General features: G+C 39.3%; 25 protein-coding genes. 19 read left to right on the top strand and 6 right to left on the bottom strand.

Features of this window, described 5'->3' with window-relative positions:
- Nucleotide 1: 1 nt before the first annotated feature.
- Genes I6E78_RS03315 through I6E78_RS03295 form a run of 5 tightly spaced genes read left to right on the top strand, consistent with a single transcriptional unit; the run spans nucleotide 2 to nucleotide 3,439 of the window.
- Complete coding sequence (locus I6E78_RS03315; protein ID WP_197181915.1) at nucleotides 2-961, top strand: flagellar motor protein MotB; 960 nt, start codon at nucleotides 2-4, stop codon at nucleotides 959-961.
- A 12-nt stretch (nucleotides 962-973) separates the two neighbouring features.
- Entirely contained in the window at nucleotides 974-1,744 is a 771-nt protein-coding gene (locus I6E78_RS03310; RefSeq protein ID WP_011327509.1) for a ParA family protein, read from the top strand.
- A 3-nt stretch (nucleotides 1,745-1,747) separates the two neighbouring features.
- Nucleotides 1,748-2,497, top strand: coding sequence for a chemotaxis protein CheW (locus I6E78_RS03305; RefSeq protein WP_182683996.1), 750 nt, complete (start codon nucleotides 1,748-1,750; stop codon nucleotides 2,495-2,497).
- Nucleotides 2,498-2,521: 24 nt separating this feature from the next.
- On the top strand, nucleotides 2,522-3,019 hold the full coding sequence (locus I6E78_RS03300; RefSeq protein WP_011327511.1) for a chemotaxis protein CheW: 498 nt from the start codon (nucleotides 2,522-2,524) through the stop codon (nucleotides 3,017-3,019).
- A gap of 18 nt (nucleotides 3,020-3,037) precedes the next feature.
- Nucleotides 3,038-3,439, top strand: a complete 402-nt coding sequence (locus tag I6E78_RS03295) for a DUF2802 domain-containing protein (RefSeq protein ID WP_011327512.1) — start codon at nucleotides 3,038-3,040, stop codon at nucleotides 3,437-3,439.
- 30 nt (nucleotides 3,440-3,469) lie between these two features.
- Here I6E78_RS03295 and I6E78_RS03290 read toward each other — a convergent pair whose 3' ends face one another.
- Nucleotides 3,470-3,778: an EscU/YscU/HrcU family type III secretion system export apparatus switch protein gene (locus tag I6E78_RS03290; protein WP_011327513.1), complete on the bottom strand. Its 309-nt coding sequence runs from the start codon at nucleotides 3,776-3,778 to the stop codon at nucleotides 3,470-3,472.
- A gap of 2 nt (nucleotides 3,779-3,780) precedes the next feature.
- Nucleotides 3,781-5,883 (bottom strand): flagellar hook-length control protein FliK, encoded by a 2,103-nt coding sequence (fliK, locus tag I6E78_RS03285; RefSeq protein ID WP_197181914.1) that lies wholly within the window; start codon nucleotides 5,881-5,883, stop codon nucleotides 3,781-3,783.
- 113 nt (nucleotides 5,884-5,996) lie between these two features.
- Between fliK and ccmA the strand changes: the two genes are divergently transcribed.
- Genes ccmA through I6E78_RS03235 form a run of 10 tightly spaced genes read left to right on the top strand, consistent with a single transcriptional unit; the run spans nucleotide 5,997 to nucleotide 13,707 of the window.
- Nucleotides 5,997-6,617: a cytochrome c biogenesis heme-transporting ATPase CcmA gene (gene ccmA, locus I6E78_RS03280; RefSeq protein ID WP_157863170.1), complete on the top strand. Its 621-nt coding sequence runs from the start codon at nucleotides 5,997-5,999 to the stop codon at nucleotides 6,615-6,617.
- Nucleotides 6,617-7,303: a heme exporter protein CcmB gene (ccmB, locus tag I6E78_RS03275; RefSeq protein WP_011327516.1), complete on the top strand. Its 687-nt coding sequence runs from the start codon at nucleotides 6,617-6,619 to the stop codon at nucleotides 7,301-7,303. Before ccmA ends, ccmB begins: the two co-directional genes overlap by 1 nt.
- A 1-nt stretch (nucleotide 7,304) precedes the next feature.
- Nucleotides 7,305-8,042, top strand: coding sequence for a heme ABC transporter permease (locus I6E78_RS03270; protein ID WP_011327517.1), 738 nt, complete (start codon nucleotides 7,305-7,307; stop codon nucleotides 8,040-8,042).
- Between the two features lie 2 nt (nucleotides 8,043-8,044).
- Nucleotides 8,045-8,245 carry a heme exporter protein CcmD gene (gene ccmD, locus I6E78_RS03265; protein ID WP_011327518.1) on the top strand — a complete coding sequence of 67 codons (201 nt, stop codon included), beginning with the start codon at nucleotides 8,045-8,047 and terminating at the stop codon, nucleotides 8,243-8,245.
- Nucleotides 8,245-8,724, top strand: coding sequence for a cytochrome c maturation protein CcmE (gene ccmE / locus I6E78_RS03260; RefSeq protein ID WP_011327519.1), 480 nt, complete (start codon nucleotides 8,245-8,247; stop codon nucleotides 8,722-8,724). Before ccmD ends, ccmE begins: the two co-directional genes overlap by 1 nt.
- Before the next feature lie 2 nt (nucleotides 8,725-8,726).
- Nucleotides 8,727-10,697 carry a heme lyase CcmF/NrfE family subunit gene (locus I6E78_RS03255; protein ID WP_011327520.1) on the top strand — a complete coding sequence of 657 codons (1,971 nt, stop codon included), beginning with the start codon at nucleotides 8,727-8,729 and terminating at the stop codon, nucleotides 10,695-10,697.
- On the top strand, nucleotides 10,694-11,263 hold the full coding sequence (locus I6E78_RS03250; protein ID WP_011327521.1) for a redoxin family protein: 570 nt from the start codon (nucleotides 10,694-10,696) through the stop codon (nucleotides 11,261-11,263). The genes I6E78_RS03255 and I6E78_RS03250 overlap by 4 nt, the downstream gene beginning before the upstream one ends.
- Complete coding sequence (locus tag I6E78_RS03245; RefSeq protein ID WP_011327522.1) at nucleotides 11,263-11,724, top strand: cytochrome c-type biogenesis protein; 462 nt, start codon at nucleotides 11,263-11,265, stop codon at nucleotides 11,722-11,724. Before I6E78_RS03250 ends, I6E78_RS03245 begins: the two co-directional genes overlap by 1 nt.
- Nucleotides 11,725-12,966, top strand: a complete 1,242-nt coding sequence (ccmI, locus tag I6E78_RS03240) for a c-type cytochrome biogenesis protein CcmI (RefSeq protein ID WP_192531780.1) — start codon at nucleotides 11,725-11,727, stop codon at nucleotides 12,964-12,966.
- Nucleotides 12,967-12,975: 9 nt separating this feature from the next.
- Nucleotides 12,976-13,707, top strand: a complete 732-nt coding sequence (locus I6E78_RS03235) for an MlaA family lipoprotein (RefSeq protein ID WP_011327524.1) — start codon at nucleotides 12,976-12,978, stop codon at nucleotides 13,705-13,707.
- A 63-nt stretch (nucleotides 13,708-13,770) separates the two neighbouring features.
- Here I6E78_RS03235 and I6E78_RS03230 read toward each other — a convergent pair whose 3' ends face one another.
- Entirely contained in the window at nucleotides 13,771-14,994 is a 1,224-nt protein-coding gene (locus I6E78_RS03230) for an EAL and HDOD domain-containing protein (RefSeq protein WP_197181913.1), read from the bottom strand.
- Between the two features lie 321 nt (nucleotides 14,995-15,315).
- Between I6E78_RS03230 and putP the strand changes: the two genes are divergently transcribed.
- Entirely contained in the window at nucleotides 15,316-16,827 is a 1,512-nt protein-coding gene (gene putP / locus I6E78_RS03225; RefSeq protein WP_269435613.1) for a sodium/proline symporter PutP, read from the top strand.
- A gap of 59 nt (nucleotides 16,828-16,886) precedes the next feature.
- On the opposite strand, the gene I6E78_RS03220 is transcribed toward putP, so the two are convergent.
- Nucleotides 16,887-17,204, bottom strand: coding sequence for a YebG family protein (locus I6E78_RS03220; RefSeq protein ID WP_089367888.1), 318 nt, complete (start codon nucleotides 17,202-17,204; stop codon nucleotides 16,887-16,889).
- Nucleotides 17,205-17,519: 315 nt separating this feature from the next.
- On the opposite strand from I6E78_RS03220, the gene I6E78_RS03215 reads away from it, so the two are divergent.
- Nucleotides 17,520-17,819 (top strand): ComEA family DNA-binding protein, encoded by a 300-nt coding sequence (locus I6E78_RS03215; protein WP_011327528.1) that lies wholly within the window; start codon nucleotides 17,520-17,522, stop codon nucleotides 17,817-17,819.
- Nucleotides 17,820-17,834: 15 nt separating this feature from the next.
- Here the strand turns inward: I6E78_RS03215 and I6E78_RS03210 are convergent, their stop codons facing one another.
- Nucleotides 17,835-18,137, bottom strand: a complete 303-nt coding sequence (locus I6E78_RS03210) for a DUF6170 family protein (RefSeq protein ID WP_011327529.1) — start codon at nucleotides 18,135-18,137, stop codon at nucleotides 17,835-17,837.
- Complete coding sequence (gene dsbB / locus I6E78_RS03205; RefSeq protein WP_197181911.1) at nucleotides 18,137-18,655, bottom strand: disulfide bond formation protein DsbB; 519 nt, start codon at nucleotides 18,653-18,655, stop codon at nucleotides 18,137-18,139. The genes I6E78_RS03210 and dsbB overlap by 1 nt, the downstream gene beginning before the upstream one ends.
- 443 nt (nucleotides 18,656-19,098) lie before the next feature.
- Between dsbB and fadR the strand changes: the two genes are divergently transcribed.
- Together fadR and I6E78_RS03195 are read left to right on the top strand one after the other, a co-directional pair.
- On the top strand, nucleotides 19,099-19,812 hold the full coding sequence (fadR, locus tag I6E78_RS03200) for a fatty acid metabolism transcriptional regulator FadR (protein WP_011327531.1): 714 nt from the start codon (nucleotides 19,099-19,101) through the stop codon (nucleotides 19,810-19,812).
- A 278-nt stretch (nucleotides 19,813-20,090) separates the two neighbouring features.
- Nucleotides 20,091-20,696 carry a peroxiredoxin gene (locus I6E78_RS03195; protein ID WP_011327532.1) on the top strand — a complete coding sequence of 202 codons (606 nt, stop codon included), beginning with the start codon at nucleotides 20,091-20,093 and terminating at the stop codon, nucleotides 20,694-20,696.
- Nucleotides 20,697-20,734 lie beyond the last annotated feature (38 nt).

Here is a 20,734-nt window from a genome sequence, read left to right as displayed (position 1 = left end):
TATGTTACGTCGTCGCTTGCGCAACACCACTACTAAAAGTCAACACACAGAACGTTGGCTGGTGTCTTATGCTGATTATATGACGATTATGTTTGCCTTTTTTGTGGTTTTGTACGCAATAGCAATTAACAAAGAAGAGAAATTTCAAGTGCTGTCCGATTCGATTGGTTATGTATTTGATAAGTCAGCCCGTCAACATTCGCAGCAAGGAACTGGGGTTAATGGCGACGCAATATTGACAGACAGAGTAACCCCAGAGCAAGAGGTGCTCTACGGCGAAAGTATTTTAAAAGAAGAACACGGGCCAAAGCTGCTGGACGGACAAAGCGATACCAGTAATATTGATCAAAAACACCTTGGCAAACCACTCGATAGTTTGTTGGCTAAGCTGCAATCGTCATTAATAGATGAAATACGCGATGGTGAAGCAAGTTTAGAACTCAGCCAAGATTGGCTGATCATTGAGCTTAGTTCTGGCATGCTATTTTCAAGTGGCAGTAGTGTAGCGCAAGTTCGCGCTAAGCAAGTTGTTAAAATAATTAAAGATATTATTGCTCCGGTAGATAACTATATTAGAGTACGCGGCTATACTGACAACCAAACCATAGGTAATGAAATGTACCGCTCGAATTGGGAGTTGTCGGTGGCGCGTGCAACAGCCGTTTTAGTTGAGCTTGAAAGCCTAGGTATAAATTCAGCGCGAATGGCGATTGAGGGATATGGTCAATATTCTCCTTTTGCCACTAACGATACTAAGCAAGGGCGTGCTGAAAATCGCAAAGTAGTTATTGCCCTATCTAAATATGGGTTGCCACCAACAGCAGAAGTAGTAAGCGTTGAGCCGCAACAAGTAGTCGTTAAACCTGAGCCTGAAGCAGAATTACCCTCTGACGATAATACAATAAAAATAATTCGTTTACCCCATGGCGGTATTCGTATATCGACTCGAAATGAACTGTAATTAGGATGCAATGTGAAGATTTGGACTGTAGCAAATCAAAAAGGTGGAGTAGGGAAAACCACAACCGCGGTTAGCCTTGCAGGTATTTTAGCATCTCAAGGTAAGCGCGTATTATTGATTGATACCGATCCTCATGCCTCATTAACCTATTACTTTGGCATTGATTCCGAGGATTTAGAGGTTAGCGTATACGATATTTTTGTACGCGGAACTAGCATGCAAAGCGAAGAAATACTCCAAGCATTATGTCCATCTAGTATTGAAAACTTAGATATATTACCCGCCACTATGGCTATTGCTACCCTAGATAGAAGTATGGGCAATAAAACCGGCATGGGATTAATATTAAAAAAAGCGCTTGCAAAAATAAGCGAATATTACGACTATGCAATCCTCGATTGCCCCCCAGTACTTGGCGTATTAATGGTTAATGCGCTAGCTGCGAGTGAACGCATTTTAGTGCCGGTACAAACCGAGTTTTTAGCGCTAAAGGGGCTCGACAGAATGATGCGTACTATGCAGTTAATGCAAACATCTCAAGCTAAAAGCTATGAATATACTATAATTGCCACCATGTACGATAAGCGCACGAAAGCCTCGTTAGAGGCATATAAAACACTGCAAAATACTTATACTGATAAAGTATGGCCGGGCGTTGTTCCGGTAGATACCAAATTTAGAGACGCCAGTTTAGCGCAACAAGTTCCAAGTGAATTTTGTCCACGGTCTCGCGGGGTATATGCCTACAAGGCATTGCTCGACTATTTAATAGAACAAGGTTAATCAATGAGTAAGCAATTATTTGCTAATGAAAAAGTAATGACTCAATATCTAGGCGCGTTATTGTGCGAAGACGAGCCTGTAGATAATCTTGAACCCGTTGCAAAATTACTTGAGCAAGTAACGGATAAAAAAACTGAACACCCAGATTTAGAAGCGCAGAGCACACAAAGTACGCCAGTATTTGAGCAAGCTGTGCCAGAAGTTATTAAAAAGCCGATAGCGCAAGAAATCAAAGCTCTAGTTACCTCTGCTGAGCAAACACTGTCGGCCGAGCAAATATTAGCCGCACAAAGCCAAGCTGATTATTTTGACGGGCAGTTTCAAGCCTTATTTTTTGAAGTGGCAGGATTAACGCTAGCTGTGCCGCTTAAAGCGTTAGGCGGTATACATGAATTAAGTGAAGTAAATCATTTATTTGGTAAACCAAAGTGGTTTAAAGGCGTTATGCTCAATAGAGATGAAAAACTTAATGTGGTTGATACCGCACGTTGGGTTATGCCAGAAAAGTATGACGAAAAGTTAGAGGCGTCACTTAACTACAAGTATTTAATTACACTAGGCGACAGTCAGTGGGGATTATTGGCAGAAAAGCTAATAAATAACATTACATTGAGTAAAGAAGATGTAAAATGGCGTACAAACCAAAGTAAGCGCCCATGGCTTGCCGGTGTTATTAAAGAAAAAATGTGCGCTTTAATAGATGTAAATAATTTAAATGCATTATTAGAGAAAGGCCTAGACAGCCGTCAGTAGTAATGACCATTACGGGGAAACAGCATGAACCAAGATAAGTTACTGTCAGCAAATAAAAATGCAGATAATAATGATGAAATACTACAGTGGGTAACGTTTAAGTTAGAAGACGAAACTTACGGTGTTAACGTAATGCAAGTGCAAGAAATATTACGCTACACTGAAATAGCCCCTGTACCTGGTGCACCTTCGTACGTGATTGGTATTATTAATTTACGTGGCAATGTGGTTACGGTTATTGATACTCGTGCCCGTTTTGGTTTAGCCGGTACGGATGCAACAGATAATTCGCGAATTTTAATTATTGAAGCTGAAGAGCAAGTTATTGGTATTTTAGCCGACAGCGTATCTGAAGTGGTTTATTTGCGAAGCTCAGAAATAGACAGTGCGCCGAATGTAGGCACAGAAGAAAGCGCTAAGTTTATTCAGGGTGTGTGTAATCGCGAAAACGAGTTACTTATTTTAGTTGATTTAAATAAGCTACTTAGTGACGACGAATGGGATGAGTTGAGCGATTTATAAGCTTTACCACTAAAAATTATGTTATTACTCAGTTTAGCAATTATAGCGTTAGCTGTTGCCCTTATAGCATTGGCGATGATCATTCTATTTAAAAGCAGCTATGCAAGTGAGCTTACCTCTCAGCTGCAGCAATTTAAAGACTCGGCTGAGCAAATTAATATTTTACGCAGTGAGGTACAAGAGTTGCGCACTGGGTTATTAAGTATTGGTAAGCGAGTACTTGAAGTTGAACAGCAAAATGAAGAGCTAACTCAACAACAAGCAGCGCAAAAGTATGACGATCCAGATGCAAAAATTTATTCTCGTGCTGTAAAAATGGTCGAACTTGGAGCTGATTTAGAAGAAGTAATTCGTGAATGCGAATTACCTAGAGCAGAAGCAGAACTGCTGTTTTCATTGCATAAACAAAAAGGCGCTTAGCGTCTTTTTTGCTTTTTAATGCTGTTAAAGCTACGCCTTAATATTTAACTTACCTTGAAAGTCTTGCCAGCCTGGCGGAAATTGCCCTCTTAATACATACGAAAATGCAATTAGCTCAGCAATTACATAATACAACTCTTTAGGTATTTCTTCCCCAAGCTCTAAGTGTGATAACGTTTTGGCTAATGCTTCATCTTGATGGATCATAATGCCTTTTTTTTCAGCCGCTGCTATTATTTCATCAGCTAATTTACCAAAGCCCTTGGTACTTACCATTGGCGAGTTTCCGGCTGCATATAAAAGCCCAATCGCAGATTTGTTGTTGGCTGAGTCACTCATTTTTATACCTTAATATTAATAATGGCATGCGATTTATAAAAAGCTTGATGGCTTGCATCGCCTTGCTTTAAAGTAAGATCACCTACTTGCAAACCATGCTTGGCTAATTTTGATCTTAAATTATCAAGATGCGGATGAGCCATAGCGGTCACTTCTTGGCTTGATGCAAATAACTGGCAATCAAGTGCTTTATCCATTAATTCGGCAGTAATTTGTAACTGACCAAGCTGTGCATAATCAAAGTTTAATCTAACAAACCAGACATTTTTTCCTGCTAGCTTATCGCCACTGGGCTTTTTATATTGGCCTAATGTTATTTCTGTTTGCGCCGCTTCTGGCGGTAATTTCATTGGTAATAAAAAGTTTACCAAGGGGTTTGAGTCGGCTAGCTGATTAGCAGGGGTAACATTTACTTGGCCAAGGGTATTTTTAACTTGTGTTAACTCCCCCGCAAGTGCTTGCACTTGGCTTTGTTGCAGTTGCTCAAGTAATTTAGCACCAGAGTTGCCGGTTTTAAATGTGGGTAATAACACCTGCAGTAGTGCATCTAAGCCGGTTTGATTATTAATGCTAATAGGTGTAGTTGTTTGGCTAATAATAGGCGCGGCTAAAATGCTTACTGCAAGTTGCTCTAATCCCTTACTAAAACTGCTTTGCAGCGTGTCGTTTGTCAGTTGCGTTGGTTGTAATGTGGCAAGAATTTCGCGCTGTATAGCTGTTGGGTGCAAATTGTTACTAGAAACCATCCGATTAAATGCCTGATTTACGAGGCGCGTTAAGTCGGCTGGTTGCTGCGATAACTGCTGTGCAATATCTGCTATTTTGCTGCTTAAAAGCGGCGTGTTATTGGGTATGTTTATTGCGCTAGCTGCACTGAGTTGGTTTAGCAGTGGAGCGAGTAATTTAGCTTCTAAAGGATGTAATTGATTTTGCGAACTTAGTTTGCCATTGCTCGTTGTTGCAAAGAGCATGCTTGTTGGCAACTGCCATAGGCTAACACTTGATTTTATTAATTGGGTTAACTGCACTAAAGGTGGCAACTGGTTAGGTTGCTGGTTTAACTGCTCGGTGACATTTAGTTTATTAATACCTGTTACCGTTTGATTTATAGCGGCAAAAGGTTTGTTTTCGAAGTACTTTACTGCATCATTTATACGCGTTTTTAGTTCACCAAAACTACTTTTTAACCAAGAATCAATAGGGCTGTTATTAGCCGCTATTAATGGACTAGTAGGGTTATTTAAATTGCTTGTTGATACGCTGCTTTGCTGCGCCGAAATTAGTTGATTAAACGGTTTTGTGAACGAGTTTTTAAGTATGACAGTGGTACTGTTTATATTAGTTTGAATTAACAGTTTGTTGGCTTGGCTGCTCAAGTTTACGTTTGTTACGGTATGCGAAAGTTGGTTAAGTTGATTATTGTTTATATTAAGCTTAAATGAACCTGCTTGTTGTGCATGCGTTAAAATTGCAAATTTAGGGGTTGCTTGTAGCTGTGCATTTGGCAAATTTTGCGCAAGTAAACTTGCTAGCTTTGCTTGAGTTATGGGTTGTGTATGCACGGATTCAGCAAAGCGATTGATAACGTCTAGCTGCGCGCCTTTATTATTAGTGCTAATTATTATTTTTAATGGTTGCTCTGCGGCCAGCAGTTGCGCTACCTCTTTATTAATTGCAATGCTGGCATTAAGCTTTTCAATTACCAGCTTGGGTGTAGGCGTTAATACGACCTGCGCCGGCATAGGATTATTTTGTAACTCGCTTCCGGTATTTATATAATTTAAAAATTGCTGTAATTGCACCGGTTGATTAAGTGTAAGCCTTGTATTGTTGGGGGTAATTGCAAGTGACTTGCCCTCGTTACTGAGCTGTATGCTCGCACTGGCTATTTTGTCTAAGTTTTTTGGCGCAGTTGTAATACCAAGCCTGAGAGTTTGCCAGTGCTTATTTATTAATACATCTAGGGTGATCGATTCTTTAGAAAACTGAATGTTTTTTGCCGCAAGCATCTCGCCAGGAAGCGAGGTTAAGTTATGCTTAGGCGCATTAGAGGTTAGGTTATTAACCAATGAATTAGATAATGTAATTTGCGTAGGTGTATTCATTATTTTAAATCAAGTTTTCTTTATTTTTAGTGAATCGATTTTAAAGCAATATTCGTATTACCCTATCATTATGATAGACTAACGCCTAATTTTTGGCAGAGAGAATCGTCATCTTGTTACACATTAAGTCCGTCACCTGCATCAAGCAAGAACGTTGTTTGTTTGCGGATCTTAATTTTAGCCTTAATAGCGGCCAAATCATGCAATTAGCAGGTGCTAATGGTGCTGGTAAAACGTCTTTATTACGTATTATAGCGGGCTTTTCTATGCCTGATGAAGGCGATATTCTGTACCTTAATCAGTCGATTAAAAAGTACTATGAAGAGTACGCCAGAGATCTATTATTTATAGGCCATAAAACCGGGGTTAATGTGCAGCTCAGTGCGCTTGAAAACGTTAAGCATTGGCTGGCAATTAATGGCTACACTAATGAAGGTGATTTATACCCTTTATTAAGTAAGCTTGGCTTAGTAGGCCTTGAAGATGTACCGGTTAGAACGCTCTCTGCTGGGCAGCAACGCCGTGTTGCGTTAGCTCGATTATGGTTAAGTGAAGCTAAGTTATGGATTTTAGATGAGCCATTTACAGCACTTGATAAAAGTGGTGTTGCCTTTTTACAGCAACGTTTTGTTGAGCATTTAAAAATTGGCGGAGCTATATTGCTAACCACGCATCAAGATTTAACGGCTCATTTTAGCAACCTACAAACACTCACTTTGGAGTATCGTCACTAATGACCCGACAACACTCCTATTGGTTACTTTTTAAAGCCGTGTTTAGTAAAGATGTTAAACTTGCTTTTCGTCAGCGCGCTGAAATTATCAATCCTATTTTGTTCTTTTTAATTGTTATTTCATTATTTCCGTTAGCTATTGGGCCAGAGCCCGGTCTACTGGCAAGAATGGCGCCGGGTATAATTTGGGTGGCTGCTTTACTCTCAACTATGTTGGGGTTAGATAAGCTGTTTAGAGATGATTATAACGATGGCTCACTTGAACAACTTATTGCATCGTCGTATCCGTTATCGTTAACTGTGTTGGCTAAAGTAGCCGCGCATTGGGTGATCACTGGGCTTCCTTTAGTATTAATGACCCCACTGTTTGCACTACTATTGAATTTAGATAACACAGCATTAATGGCTACGTTACTAACGCTATTATTAGGTACGCCTTTGTTGAGCTTTATTGGCGCAATTGGGGCTGGGCTTACTGTAGGATTACAAAAAGGCGGTATTTTAATGAGTTTATTGGTGTTGCCTTTGTATATTCCGGTTTTAATTTTTGCAACGTCAGCTATCGATACCAGTACTATGTCGCTGGATTATAGTGGGCAGCTTGCCATTCTTGGCGCTATGTTAGTTATTGCTATTATTAGTGCGCCAATCGCCATATCGTCAGCATTAAAAGTGAGTGTAAGTTAATATGTGGAAGTGGTTACATCCCTATGCTAAAGCAGAGCGTGCATATAAGTTATGCAATACGTTATTGCCTTATTTTGCCGTAGTTACGGTTATTAGTATGTTAGTTGGTTGGGTATGGGGGCTTGGTTTTGCGCCTGCCGATTACCAACAAAAAGACAGCTACCGTATCATTTTTATTCATGTGCCTTCGGCTATTTTATCTATGGGTGCTTATTCATCAATGGCAATTGCTGCCATTATTGCGCTGGTTTGGCAGTTACGAAACGCTGAACTTGCAGTTATTGCAATTGCGCCTGTAGGGGCGTGCATTACTGCGATTGCACTTATAACCGGTGCTGCATGGGGTAAACCTATGTGGGGCGCTTGGTGGGTGTGGGATGCGCGTTTAACCTCAGAGCTAATTTTATTATTTTTATATTTGGGTGTGTTGTCTTTGTACCATGCCTTTGAAGATAAGAAGGCAGCGGGTCGTGCCGCTTCTATTTTGGCTATTGTAGGGGTTATTAATTTACCTATTATTCATTACTCTGTTGAGTGGTGGAATACCCTACACCAAGGAGCCTCAATAACTAAGCTAGATACCAAAGCAATTGATCCCAGTATGTTTTGGCCATTAATGGTAAACATTTTGGCGTTTGCGGCTTTTGTTGGCACTGTTACTTTAATTCGTCTTAAAAATGAAATATTACAACGTGAAAAGCATCGCCCATGGGTGCGCCAGTTGTTAACTAAGAGGTAGTTATGCAGTTTGACTCATTTTCTGATTTTATTGCAATGGGAGGCTATGGATTTTATGTGTGGCTTTCTTTTGGTACATGCGCACTTATTTTATTAGGTATTTTATTTAGTTCACTCAGAGAGACTAAACATATTATGGCATCGGTAGAGCAACAAATAGCGCGAGAAGTTCGTATTAAAAATGCTAAGCAGGAGCAAATATAATGAACCCAAGACGTAAAAAACGCCTTTTAGTTATTGTTGCAGTGCTGTTTGGCATTGGTGCCTCAATAGGCTTGGTACTGTATGCATTACAAGAAAACATTAATTTATTTTATACCCCAAGTGAGCTTGTTGACGGTAAAGGCCCCAATAAAGAAAAACCACAAATAGGCCAAAAGCTACGCATTGGTGGCATGGTTGTACCAGGTTCGGTAGAGCGCAATGAGCAAAGTTTAAAAGTAAGCTTTACTTTAGTTGATACAGGCCCAACCGTGGTAGTGCGTTATCAGGGGATTTTGCCTGACCTATTTCGCGAAGGCCAAGGCATAGTTGCACAAGGTGTACTTGTGGAGCCCAATGTAATAGAAGCATTTGAAGTACTTGCTAAGCATGATGAAGAATACATGCCTGCTGAAGTGGCAGAAGCGTTAAAAGGAATTAAACACGAGAAACCTAAATACAACCTAGATAGTGGTAATTAATAATGATCCCAGAACTTGGTTATTTTTCTTTAACGCTTGCCATGGTGCTAAGCGTTTTATTATGTGTTTTTCCGCTGTGGGGTGCACATACCGGTAATTTACGCTTAATGCGTGCTGCTCCTTCGTTAGCGGTAGGGCAATTTGTATTTGTATTTATTTCGTTTGCCGCCCTTATTTATGCCAGCCTTACAAATGACTTTACAGTTGCGTATGTGGCGTATCACTCAAGTAGCTCTTTGCCTTGGTATTATCAAATAACCTCGACCTGGGGTGGGCATGAAGGCGCTATTTTATTGTGGTTATTGATGCAAGCTGGTTGGACAGCTGTTGTTGCACTGCGCTCTAAAGCGCTACCTTGGGTATTGCGTGCTCGTGTACTTGGTGTGCTTGGCTTTTTAGGTGTTGGCTTTATGATGTACACCTTATTGCTTTCAAGCCCATTTGAGCGTTTATTACCTTATTTCCCGGTAGAGGGGCGCGACTTAAATCCACTACTACAAGATCCGGGTATGATCATACACCCGCCGTTACTTTATATGGGTTATGTAGGGCTATCTGTAGCGTTTGCTTTTGCAATTGCGGCACTTTTAACTGGCAAGCTAGATAATACTTGGGCCAAATGGTCTCGTCCGTGGACTATGACCGCGTGGGGCTTTTTAACTTTAGGTATTACCATAGGAAGTTGGTGGGCGTATTCAGAACTTGGCTGGGGCGGCTGGTGGTTTTGGGATCCAGTAGAAAATGCATCTTTAATGCCTTGGTTAGTAGCAACAGCACTTTTACATTCATTGAGTGTGACAGAAAAACGTGGTGTATTTAAATCATGGACAGTACTGTTAGCAATTGCAGCATTTTCACTTAGCTTACTGGGCACCTTTATTGTGCGCTCAGGTATTATTGTATCTGTGCATGCTTTTGCAACTGACCCTGATAGAGGCTTATTTATACTGGCCTTTTTAGCTATTGTTGTTGGCGGTGCATTAGCACTTTATGGCATGCGCGTATCGCAAGTGCGAAGCGAAGGGCGTTACAAGTTAGTATCGCGCGAAGTAGCACTGTGGCTAAATAATATATTCTTAGTGGTTGCTACTTTAATTGTATTACTAGGTACTTTATTGCCTATGGTACACAAAGAAATGGGCTTAGGCAGCATTTCAATTGGCGAACCATTTTTTAATAAGATGTTTGCAATACTGCTAGTGCCATTTGCTATTTTAATGGGTATTGGGCCGTTTTTACGCTGGAAGCAAAATAAATGGGCGTTTTTACAAAACAAAATACTAATGGGTGTATTAGTCAGTATTATTATTACCTTTGCTTGGTTATTTTCTAGCTATGATGTGATTGCACCGCTTACCTTATTAGCAACCACGTTAGCTGTATGGATTGTAATTACAACAGGTATTGATTTGTACAGTAAAGTTACCGTACATAGCACCTTTAAAGAAGGCTTTAAGCGCTTAGGTTTAGGTTATTGGGCTATGGTACTTGGCCATATAGGTATTGCCTTTGTAATTGCTGGCGTAACCCTTACTTCGGCATACTCGGTTGAGCGCGACGTATCAATGAAACCAGGTGATACGGTGCAGCTTAATCAGTATCAATACCGCTTTGAAGGAGTGAAAAATGTTCGCGGAGCTAATTACAGTGGCCATGCGGGTGTTGTATCGGTATTAAAAAATGACAAGCTAGTCACTCAGTTACATGCCGAAAAACGCCGTTACGATATTGGCATGCAGTTTATGACAGAAGCAGCAATTGATGCAGGCTTCACACGCGATTTATACCTAGCGTTAGGTGAGCAATTAAGCGAAGGCGCGTGGTCATTACGAATTTATCATAAGCCATTTGTGCGTTGGATGTGGATTGGCGGTATATTAATTTCGTTAGCAGGGTTTGTAATTTTATTTGATAAACGCTATCGCACCTCATCGCCTCAATCAACAAAAGAAACAGCGGAGAGCGAAGCATGAATCGTAAGCTTTTAGCTATAGCACCGTTACTGGTTTTTGCTTTTATTTGTGTGTTTTTATTCCAAGGGTTATTTGCTAACCCAAGGGAAATACAAACAGGGCGATTAGGGCAATCTATGCCAGAATTTAGCCTGCCAGATCTAATGCAAGATAATAAGCAGTGGAGCAATGAGCAGTTAAAAGGTGAGGTTTATTTATTAAATGTATGGGGTACCTGGTGCCCTACATGTTTAGCAGAGCTAGGCTACTTAACTAAATTGCGCGAGCAAGGCGTTAAAATTATAGGCTTGTACTATGTGCAAGGTTACGATGCCGATTTTGACGGGCCATTTGATATGCAAGCACTGCGTAGTGACGTAACCAATATGCTAACGCGTGCTGGCGACCCATATCAGTTTAATATTTTAGATTTACATCGCACACTGTCGTTAGATTTAGGTGTGTCGGGTGCGCCAGAGACTTTTTTAGTTGATAAAAGCGGCACCATTTTGTTGCACCATACCGGTGATATAAATCCGCGAGTGTGGCGTGCTAAGTTTGCACCAATTATGCAGGAGCTCAAATAATGAAGTGGTTGTTATTAACCCTTAGCCTTTTTGTCAGTATGGGGGCGCTTGCTCAGCAAGACCGTTACCAATTTGACAGTAACGAGCAAGCGGTTCGCTTTGAAGAGCTAACCAAAGAGTTACGTTGCCCTAAGTGTCAAAATCAAAATATTGCCGACTCTGATGCGGTAGTAGCAAAAGATTTACGCGAGCGAGTATTAGCTTTAGTAAAAGATGGTAAAACGAAAGACGAAGTAATAGATTATATGATCGATCGTTATGGCTACTTTGTACATTACGATCCACCAGTAACCCCTGCAACTTTAGTGCTGTGGGTTTTACCGGTATTGATTGTGATTTTTGGTTTTGGTTTTATTGTTATTCGCCAACGTAAAGCATCGGTAAAACAAAGCTGGAGCAACAACGACGAAGCAATGTTAGTTAAATTAATTGCTAAAAATAAACGTCAGGAGCAAAGTTAAATGATTTTAATGTGGGCGTCTTTTGCTTTACTCACACTTATTGCACTGTTGTTTGTGATGTTGCCTTTTTTAAAAAAAGAGCGTGTTAAAACCATTACGCACAATGCGAACGCAGAACTTATTAGTATTTATGAACAGCGTTTAGTTGAGCTACAAAACGACTTAGAAAACCAGCGAATTGATGCACAAAATTACAGTGAGTCAGTGATCGAGCTCAAACGTCGCTTACTCAATGAGCTCTCTCCTGAAAAGTCACTTAATAGCCGTGGTAATAATCGTATTTTTGCCTTAACAGGCGGTGCGTTTGTGATTGCCCTAACCGGTATTTTTTACTCTATGACCGGTAATCAGCAGCAAATATCGGCTTGGCACGATGCTATGGATAACTTGGCAGAGTACGGTGAGCGAGCTGTTATGCAAAAAGGCGAGCCGCTGAGTGAAAACGAGCTGCAAGCATTTGCATTGGCACTGCGAACTAAGCTTAGCCAAACGGGGGATGACGAAATTGCTTGGATGTTACTGGGCCGTGTGGCTATGTCATTGAACGAATTTGATATGGCGCAGCAGTCGTTTGATAAAGCGTTGCAAATGAATCCTGCCAATATGCAGGTGCTTATTAGTTACAGCCAAGTGCTGTTACTTGAGGGCAGTGAAGCAAGCATGACACGTGCTGCAGGTATGCTTTCAAAAGTACTGCAAGAAGAGCCGCAAAATTTAGATGCTATTTCTTTATTGGCACTCATTGCTTACGAACGTAAAGATTGGGTACAAGCAAAAGCGGCGTTTGAAGTATTACTTGCCAGTATGGATAAAGCAGATACCCGCTATAATATGATTGCGCAGCGTATTAGTGAGATTGAACAGCAACAAGCACAAAATGTTGACGTTACAAAGAGTGCAGCAATTAAAGTGACAGTAAATGTAAGTACAGAGCTTAAAAATAAACAACCTGAAAACGGAATTTTATTTGTTTTTGCAAAAGCGTTAAATGGCTCTCCAATGCCAATAGCGGTTGTTAAGCTTAACGAGTATCAATTTCCTATTACAGTTGAACTAAGTGATGCAAACTCTATGGTTGCAGGATTAAACTTGTCAAGCGCAGAAGATATAGTTATTACTGCACGTATCTCTAATGATGATTCAGTAATGCCAAGTAGCGGTGAGTTAGAAGGGCATTCAGCAGCATTAAAACGTGAAAGTACCCGTCAGTTGCAACTGCAAATAGACACATTAATACCTTAAGGATACGCGATGTTAAAACATGGTTTAATTTATATATTTTTGTTAGTGCTGGCCGGGTGTGCACAAGTACCTGATAGCCAAAAGGACGAGCGCGATCCACTACAAAATATTAACCGCCCAATATACGACTTTAATATGGATGTTTTAGACACATACATACTAAGACCGGCCGCCGTAGGGTATATCACGGTGACCCCTGTACCAGTGCGTCAAAGCTTAGTGCATTTTACCAATAATATTAGTGCGCCGGTAGATATGATCAACGCCGGTTTACAGGGTAAACCAGGTAATGCCAGTGTTAGCTTAGCACGTTTTTTAGTTAACTCGACCGTAGGTGTTTTTGGTTTATTTGATGTGGCCAGCTCATTAGGGCTAGAACATGTAGATGAGGATTTTGGGCAAACATTAGGTGTATGGGGTGCAGGTGATGGTGCTTACTTGATGCTACCTGCTATGGGGCCTTCTACAGCGCGTAACTTAACCGGCGATGTAGTTGATAACTTTGTTTTACCTGAAATAGCGTTAACTACACCACAAACAATTTTAGTGTTTGCGTTAAAAGCTGTTGAGGCCCGTGCATCACTAATTGCGCAAGAAGGTTTATTGAACGATTCACTAGACCCTTACTTATTTATTAAAGATATTTATTTTCAACGCCAATTATACGAACTTTACGACGGTAACCCGCCAATCAAAGAAGAGCCTGATGACTTTGATGAAGATTTTTTAGAAAGTTTGTAAACCTATTAAAAACGCCAGCAATGCTGGCGTTTTATTTTCTCATTAGTGATTAGAAAGTTGTTATTAAACATTGCTCATTAACTGCATTTGCTCGTTCACCCAGCTAATTGCTTCGTGGTAAGCATCGGGTACTTTATCATCTAAACCAAGTTGTTGGCTGATCTGATTAGCTGCCTGCCAGTTGCCTTGCTCATAAAACTTAACCAAGTTTAAGTAGCTTGCAAGCAAGCCCTCATCATTAAGTAAAGCGGCTTTAATCTCATTAGATAATGGCAGCTTTTGCATCACACTTTGCATGCTTTCATCTAAAATAGCATCCATAAGCGACATCATGCCGGTTAAAAAAACCATTCCTGTGTCTTTAAACTTACCATGCGATATAGCCAGTAATTCACTAAAACGCGCCCGAGTGAGCGATAACCTAATTAGTTCCATAGGCTTATCTGTTGAAACTTGCGCTGCAAATAGTATAGATAAAAGCTTTTTAATTTCATTGGCACCAAGAGTAATAAGCGCTTGTTTTATTGTGCTTATTTCGGCGCGTCTAGCAAATGCTGCAGAGTTTGAATAACGCAGTAACTTATAAGATAGATTTACATCTCGCTCAAATATATCGGTGATCTTTTTTAGATCCATATCAAGCGTTGAGGTCTCATAAAGTAGTTCGGCTAATGTCATACCAGAGGGGGGAAGCGCTTTACTTTGGATCATCTCTGGTTTTGAAAAGAAAAACCCTTGAAAATAATCAAAGCCAAGTTCCAATGCTTGGTTATACACCTCGTGGGTTTCAACTTTTTCAGCAAGTAATTTTAGATGTGGATAAGGTTTTAAATCATCAATAATTGTTTTAATTGTTTCTATATTACAGGTTAAAAAGTCAATTTTTATAATATCAACAAATGGATAAAAGTGACGCCACACAGGTTGATGAATGTAGTCGTCTAAGGCTAATGTATAACCTTTTTCTTTTAAGTCTTTAACAATAGCAAGTAAACGCTTACCAGGTTGCACCGTTTCGAGTATCTCTACCACCACAGCGTCTTTACTCAGTAAAGTAGGGTAGCCTTTTAGTAAAGTTTCTAGAGTAAAATTGATATATGCTGGTTTATTGTCAGTTAAATCCTCAAGGCCAAAATTAAACTGGCTGCCTTCTATTAGGCGTGTTGTTGCCTCATCTCCATCTATATCGGGAAACACGTTATTTACACCATCACGAAATAGTAATTCATAGCCAATAAGCTTTTTATCGCGATCTAAGATAGGTTGGCGTGCAGCGTAAAAGTACATAAAAAATTCCGTATAGATAAAAAATAACTATTGATTGTAACAATATATGGCAAAACATTAAAAATAGCATGATGTAAATAAGCTTATCTTAGATTAATAACATATTTTTAATAAGTTACAGAAATTTTGACTTAAATATATACGATTTGTTTGTTTTTAATTCACTAAAGTTGACATGTTGGAATTTTAACTATTACCCATGCTATAGTGACAGAGAATGGTTTTTATCCCAATACTGTCTTAACTATAATATTTTAAGAGTCATTATTTGGATCAAAAGCCTGTTGCAATTTATTAGTGGAGGCGAATTTGGAAACAGGAATGATTATTTCACTAGCATTATACTTTGTTGTAATGCTAGGTATAGGATTGTATGCATTTAAGCAATCAACCAGTGATGTTTCAGGTTACATGTTAGGGGGCCGTAATTTATCACCAAGTGTTGCTGCGCTATCTGCAGGTGCATCTGATATGAGCGGTTGGTTACTTATGGGCCTTCCCGGCGCTATGTATCTTTTTGGTTTGAGTAAGGTTTGGATTGCGATTGGTTTAGTACTTGGTGCTTGGGCAAATTACTTCTTAGTTGCACCTAGGCTTCGTGTTTACACTGAAAAAGCGAATGATTCAATTACGATCCCGGATTATTTTGCAAATCGCTTTGCGGACAATAAGAATATATTACGTGTTATTTCAGCTATTGTTATTATTGTTTTCTTCACACTTTATACCTCATCTGGCGTGGTTGCTGGTGGTAAGTTATTTGAAAATTCATTTGGAATGAGCTATGAAGTTGGCCTTTATGTTACTACTGGCGTTGTAGTACTTTATACGCTTTTTGGTGGTTTTTTAGCGGTAAGTTTGACCGACTTTGTACAAGGTTGCATTATGCTTATTGCGCTATTAGTAGTACCAATAGTAACGTTTACTATGCTTGATCAGCCAGTAATGGAAACGCTCGCTAATGCAAGCTATGACCTGTTACTTATCTCGCCAAAGGCCAGTGAAGTTCACTCTCTAAATATGCTAGATTGGTTTGCTGGTGGCTCTACCATCGCAATTATTTCTGCGTTAGCTTGGGGCTTTGGTTACTTTGGTCAGCCTCATATTATAGTACGCTTTATGTCGGTACGTTCAGTTAAAGATATTCCAGCAATGCGACGCATTGGTATGTCTTGGATGACATTATCTGCAATAGGCGCAGTACTAACTGGTTTATTTGGGGCAGCCTTCATACTAGAAAATGAAATGCCGATAAATGATAAAGAAACAATATTTTTAGTGCTATCTGAATTGGTTTTTCATCCATTGATTGCTGGCTTTTTATTAGCAGCTATTTTAGCGGCTGTAATGAGTACTATCTCTTCACAATTGCTAGTGTGTTCAAGCTCGTTAACTGAAGACTTTTATAAAATATACCTGCATCGCGAAGCCTCTCAAAAAGAGCTGGTTTTTGTTGGGCGTATTAGTGTGGCATTAGTTGCTATGTTTGCTATTTACTTAGCTTACGATAGAGATAGTTCTATTTTAGACTTAGTGAGTAATGCGTGGGCAGGCTTTGGCGCTGCATTTGGACCACTCGTATTGTTTAGCCTTTACTGGAGAAGAATGAACTTTGCTGGCGCCTTAGCAGGCATGTTAGTGGGGGCTTCAACAGTACTTATATGGATATACGCACCAATTACTATTAATGGTGGGAGTTTAAGTAGCGTTATTTATGAAATAGTCCCAGGCTTTATTTTATCAAGTATTGCGATTGTATTAGTTAGCTTAATGACCAATGAGCCAGCTAAAGAAATTACAACCTTATTTGATGAAGTAGAACAAGAACTATAAAAAGTTATAAACAAAAAAAGGGAGTAACTTAGGTTACTCCCTTTTTTATGCAAAATTTATTAACTCGCTTTTTTGTCGCTACTTTCTTCTATGGGTGCAACATTATCTGCTTTTTTGCCTTTTACAGCAGCTTTAGGGGCTATAGGCTCTTTGCCACCTTTTAATATTGTCATGAAGTCATCTTTACTTTTTGCCATTTCTAAAGCGAGTGACTCTACTTGTTGCTCACTTAATGGTACATCAACTTTTTCTAGCAAAATTTCAAGCGACTCTGCAATATCGAGCATTTTATCATAGGCATCAGCTTCTTTTTTGGTAGTAAACGTCATGCGCTCGACTCCGTTTCGTTCTACAACATATTTAACAACAACAGCCATGATTTCTCCTGCTTACTTGCGTGGCATATAGTATATATAAACCATTAGATTACTGTTTTTATGTACAGTACAAGTTTGTGCTTAAATTTGCAAGTCCCCTAATTAATATTAAGTGATAATAGTTGACAACAAAGATTAACTTTACTTTATTTAACTTAATCACTTTTGTGTACCGTTGCAGTTAAGGATCTCACAGGGAGTGAATGTTAGGTTTAAGTATTTAATAAAGTGCAGGTGTAAAAAGCCTTTTGCGTTATGACTTAAACATATAAACAACAAAGTAAATGTTCATGTATGAACAAAAAAGGAAGAAAGATGAAAAAACTAAAATATAGTATTTTAGCTGCAGCTTTTTGTATGTTGCCAGTAACTCTTACCTACGCAAATGTTGATACCTCAGCAATAACTCAGCAAGTAAAACAGGCGGCTTTAAATATTAATACTGCTGATGTTAGCCAGCTATCTAAGCTCCCTGGTATTGGTAAGAAAAAAGCACAAGCTATTATAGATTATCGCGAAGCAAAGGGTAACTTTACATCGTTAGAGGATTTGAAAATGGTAAAAGGTATAGGTAAAAAATTAGCTGCAAAGCTTGAAGGTAAGGTTTCGTTTTAAGTTAAAAAGGGCGCGTTAAGCGCCCTTAGTATATTGGGTTAATGCTTCACATAAATGCTTTTTAGCAAAGTTAATTTCAATTGGAGTCGTTAGTAGTGGGTAACACAACCCACCGAGTAGTAAAAAAGGGATGAGTAACCAGCCTTCAAATACGGCAAATATTAAAAACAGCGGACTGAGTAATAATAATTTTATAATACGAAGTAGTACTTTATTAACAGGTGAAAGCATACTTAAAGAAATCGCTATAACAGCTTGTCTGTCACGTATTTTTAAATGTTTTAGAGCATTAATTTGGCTTGAAAAAAACACAAGCATTACAGCGACCTTTTAGTCATTAAGCGACTCGTTACCAGTAAAAATAAAGTGGCTGCAAACAGCGCAAATATTACTTCCATCCATGCCGGCATACTTAGCCACGCAAATTGCCAGTCAATGTTTCCGCAATCACCAGTGGCTGCAAAAAAGCTTGGGATCCACTCATGTAATGGCATAAAGGCAGGAAAGTTAGGTTCAAACTCACAGCTAAATGCAAAAGGATCAGTGGTTGTTTGCATTTCGATATGCTCGCGGGCAATTATAAATCCCCAAACACTAGAAACAGCCCATACACTATAGGCGAGCAAGCGAACCCCTCTATGCTCTGGATTACTTGTACCAATAATACCTGCAATAAGTAAACCTAATACCGCAGTACGCTGATATATGCACATGATACATGGCGCCAATCCCATTTTATATTGAAAAAACAGTGCCGTTATTTCAAGCAGAAAAACAATACCACTAAACAAAAGCCAAGGAGTACGTTGGGTGGGTAATTGTGCAAGCCAGTTCATAATAAATCCGTATTTAAATAAGACGTTAGATTATGACGTAGGATAAAGTTAGGGGCAAGCAAAACGACTTAAAGCCTACCCACATGCATTTATGATGATTAAAGTTAAGGTTATAATTCTAAAAGCCAATAAAAATCCAGTAATGTGAATAAAGAGGTAACCCTTTAAACGAGTAAAGTATGTGTGTGAGGTGACTTTATGTAATAAGTTAATAAGGCAAGGCGCGAACTTAAAGTAAATAACTACTTAAAATGTATCTAGGGTGAATATATAAGTGCTTGCGACAAGTGTTAGTAAAAAATATAAAGTATTTTATAGACACAAATATTTTAATCGCATACTGGCAGTAATATGGCGTACTTTACTTGTTACTTGAGCGTCGTCTGGTACAATCAGTCGGTTAATCGTATGTAGTAGTGTGAATTAATTCGAGTGGGAATTGGATGAGAATTTTTAAAGCGAAAAGCCCAGCAGGATTTGCTGAAGAATACATAGTAGAGTCTATCTGGAATGGCGATTTCCCTCCTGGATCTATTCTACCTGCTGAGCGTGAACTCTCAGAGTTAATAGGTGTTACCCGAACGACGTTACGTGAAGTATTACAGCGATTGGCTCGAGATGGCTGGTTAACTATTAAACATGGTAAGCCAACAAAAGTGAATAACTTTTGGGAAACGTCAGGACTAAATATTCTTGAAACGTTAGCACGTCTTGATGAAGATAAAATGCCAGAGTTAACCGACCAGTTACTCTCTGCACGCACTAATATAAGCGCAATTTATACGCGTGCAGCTATAAAGTTAAATCCAGAACGTGTGATTGAAATTCTCTCACAAAGCGATGAGTTAGAAGACAGTGCGCAAGCATTTGCTGATTACGATTATAAAGTGCATCACGAGTTAGCTGTTGCAGGTAATAATCGTATTTACGTGCTTATACTCAATGGCTTTAAAGGATTTTATTCAAAAATAGGTTGTCATTATTTTTCAGATCCGGGGACGCGTGAGTTGGCTCGCCAGTTTTATAAAGACTTAACTAAATTGGCCGAAAATAGAGAACACGACGGTGCGATCATGATGATGCGTAAATATGGTCATCAAACCGGTGAAATTTGGCAACAAATTCGTGGCGATATGCCCAGCGACATAATGGATTAAACCTATTTTAAAAGCCTGCATTTGCAGGTTTTTTTGTGTCTTCATTTTATTAATACTTTATAACCAAGAAACTGAGCTAATAAAATAAACCCCATCACTTTTTAGCGTTCAGTATTATCGATGGGAGGAATCGTTAAATACGATTGTCATTTCGCACCAGTTCTCTCTAGAATAATAATAATTATATGTGCGCTATTGGTTTTTAAGTTTTAGAGCCCATATAACTATCAGCATTGCATAAGCAATTGACAACAAACTCAAAATATTTGGAGAATAAAATGGGTGTATTAGTAGGCCGCCAGGCACCAGACTTTACCGCTGCAGCAGTTCTTGGTAACGGTGAAATTGTAGATAGCTATAACCTTCATGAAAAAATTAAAGGTAAAAAAGCAGTTATTTTCTTTTACCCACTAGATTTCACGTTTGTATGTCCTTCTGAACTTATTGCATTTGATAAGCGTTATGAAGAATTCCAAAAACGTGGCGTTGAAGTAATTGGTGTTTCTATCGATTCACAATTCTCACACAACGCATGGCGTAACACTGCTGTTGCAGATGGCGGTATCGGTAAAGTTAAATATGCACTAGTTGCAGATATTAAACATGAAATTTGTAAAGCATACGACGTTGAGCATCCTGAAGCGGGTGTTGCGTTTCGTGGTTCTTTCCTAATTGATGAAGAAGGCAATGTACGTCACCAAGTAGTGAACGACTTACCACTAGGTCGTAACATTGATGAAATGCTACGTATGGTTGACGCGCTAGCGTTCCACACTGAGCACGGTGAAGTATGTCCTGCTGGTTGGACTGAAGGTAAAAAAGGTATGGATGCAAGCCCTGAAGGCGTTGCTAAGTTCCTATCTGAAAACGAAGGCGATCTATAATTTAGCTCTCGTTTTAAATAAAAAAACCGCCAATTGGC

The sequence above is a fragment of the Pseudoalteromonas sp. NZS127 genome (assembly GCF_015864805.1).
Lineage (GTDB): Bacteria > Pseudomonadota > Gammaproteobacteria > Enterobacterales > Alteromonadaceae > Pseudoalteromonas > Pseudoalteromonas nigrifaciens.
Note: the sequence above shows the minus strand (reverse complement) of the source record. Positions and strands in the feature narration are given on the sequence as shown.